The organism is Mesorhizobium sp. M2C.T.Ca.TU.002.02.1.1 (genome assembly GCF_003997225.1).
The window spans coordinates 1-2,538 of sequence record NZ_RZTO01000857.1 but is presented as its reverse complement, the minus strand read 5'-3'; the positions used below and the strand labels follow the sequence as shown (position 1 = coordinate 2,538).

2 protein-coding genes are annotated in these 2,538 nt (G+C 65.5%); both read right to left on the bottom strand.

All coding sequences use genetic code 11. The features are described from left to right. Nucleotides 1-1,813, bottom strand: a 1,813-nt coding sequence (locus EOD07_RS30505; RefSeq protein WP_164772690.1) for an efflux RND transporter permease subunit, incomplete at its 3' end; no start/stop codon positions are given. Nucleotides 1,814-1,886: 73 nt separating this feature from the next. Next, on the bottom strand, nucleotides 1,887-2,538 hold a 652-nt coding region (locus tag EOD07_RS30500; protein WP_127237950.1), incomplete at its 5' end, for an efflux RND transporter periplasmic adaptor subunit.

The window sequence follows — 2,538 nt, the reverse complement described above, 5'->3', positions numbered from 1 at the left end:
TGACGCCGACCACATCTTCCGGGATGTCCTGGCCGCCGCCTTGCGTCTTGCCGACGCGCGTGTAGACCGATTTCACGCCGGGCCAGCCGAGCAGCCGGTTTTCCGCCGTCTTGGTCGCGGCGTCCATTTCCGCCAGCGAAAGATTGCCGCGGGCATGCACGTAGAGCAGGCCGTAATCCGGCTCGACGCTCGGGAAGAACTCGACGCCGGCGCCGTATTTCGAATAGGCGAAGCCGACGCCGACCAGAAGGCCGACGGTGAGCAGGATGACGGTGATCGGGAAGCGCACCGCCTGCTTGACCACGGCCATGTACCAGCCGTCGCGATTGCCCTCCTCGTGATGCTCCGGCGCCTTGGCAAAGATCGCGCCAAGCGTCGGCGCGAAGACCAGCGCGTAGAGCATCGAGGCCGACAGCGTCACGATCAGCGTGATCGGCATGTATTTCATGAAGTCGCCGATGATACCGGGCCAGAACAGCAGCGGCGAGAAGGCGGCGATGCGCGTCATCGTCGCCGCGATCACCGGGCCGGCCATGCGCTTGGCGGCGAGCGCGAAGGCGTCCGCCTTCGGCATGCCCTCGCTCATGCGCCGTTCAGCGAACTCGGTGACGATGATGGCATCGTCCACCAGCATGCCGACCGCCAGGATGAGGCTGAACAGCACGATCATGTTGATCGTGTAGCCCATCATGGCGAGCAGCAGGATGCCGATCAGGAACGAAGATGGAATGGCAAGGCCGATGAGCAGCGAGGCGCGACCCGACAGCGCATAGAGGATGACGATGAACACCAGGATGACGGCGATCATCACGTGGTTCTGCAGGTCGCCGAGCAACTGGTTGACGAAGACCGACTTGTCCTGCGTGTAGGTGACGTGCATGCCTTCGGGCATCGTCTTGATGAAGGCGTCCGACACCTGCCGCACCTGGCCGATCGTATCGATCAGGTTGGCGCCGATGCGCTTCTTCACTTCGATGGCGATGGCCGGCCTGCCGTCGAGGCGCGTCACCGTCTCGGCGTCCTTGAAGGTCGAGCGCACTGTCGCGATGTCCTTGGCCTGAACCACGGCGTTGGGCGTGGCGACCACCGGCAGGTTGGCGACATCCTCGGGCGTCTCGATCAGCGACGGCACCTTGACCGCGTATTTGCCTTCCGAGCCTTCGAGATTGCCGGCCGCGACCAGGCTGTTGGAGGACGCGACGCCCTGGATCACCTGGTCGAGCTGCAACCCGTAGGAGGAGAGCTTCACCGGGTCGACGACAACCTCGACGAGGTCGTCGCGCGCGCCCTGCAGCGAACCTTCGAGCACGCCGGGCACTTCCTCGATGCGGTCGCGCAGCTCGCGCGCGGCCGACGTCAGCACGCGCTCCGGCACGTCGCCGGAAAGCGTGACGACCAAAACCGGGAATTCCGAGACGTTGACCTCGTTGACCGTCGGCTCCTCAGCCGCCTGCGGCAGGTCGGCCTTGGCGTCCTGAACCTTGCTGCGCGTATCCTGCAGCGCCGTCGCGAGATCCGTCTGCGGCTGGAACTCGACCAGCACGTAGCCGCCGCCCTGGAATGCGGCCGAACGCATCTCCTTGAGCCCCTTGAGGCTCTTGAGCTTGCTTTCCATTGGCCTGAGCAGCAGGCGCTCGGAATCCTCCGGCGAGATGCCCTGATAGATCAGGCTGACATACATCATCGGAATCGGAACGTCGGGCTCCGCTTCCTTCGGCGTCGACTGATAGGCGACCCAGCCCGCGACGAGCAGGAACAGCAGCGCCGAGATCGTGAGGCGGGCGTTGTTGATGGCGAGTCTGACGATATCCATGACTTCGGCCTGTTATGCTTCAAAGGCTGCGGACCGCCATCGCCGGATTGGTCCGGCAACGGCGCGTCGTGCTTTACTGCGTGCCGGCGGAGGCTTCACTGATAAGCTTGTTGATGGTCGCCTGGTCGGCCTCGACGGGTTTCACCGCGTCGCCTTCCTTCACCAGTTCCTGGCCGGCGACGATGATGCGCGCATCTTCCGGAATGCCGCCCAGCACCAGGCCGTGCGGCGTGTCGTCGACGAGGTCGATCGGGAAGAACGCCACCTTGCCGTCCTTGCCGACGGCGCGGATGCCGAGGTCGCCCTTGTCGCCCAGCGTCACCACCGAGCGCGGCAGCATGACCGCGTTGGTCGGCTCGGCGCTGAGCGTGATCTCGGCCGTCATGCCGGCGGGGATGGAGCCGTCGGCATTGGGGATCGCCACCTCGACGCGGAAGGTGCGGGTCTGCGCCGAGGCATCGCGGCTGATGTAGCGGACCGTGCCGGTGACCTTCTGGTCGTTGACCAGGCGCACATCGGCCTCGTCGCCGATCTTGACGTAGCGCAGGTCGCGCTCGCTGATCTCGCCGCGGGCGATGACCGGGTCGAGCTTGAGGATCGTCGCCACCTCGCCGCCCTGCATCACCGAGCTGCCGAGCTCCACCGGGATGCGGTCGATGACGCCGTCGAACGGCGCCTTGACCTCGTTGCGGTCGAGCTCGGCCTGCGCGGTGTCGAGTTGCGAT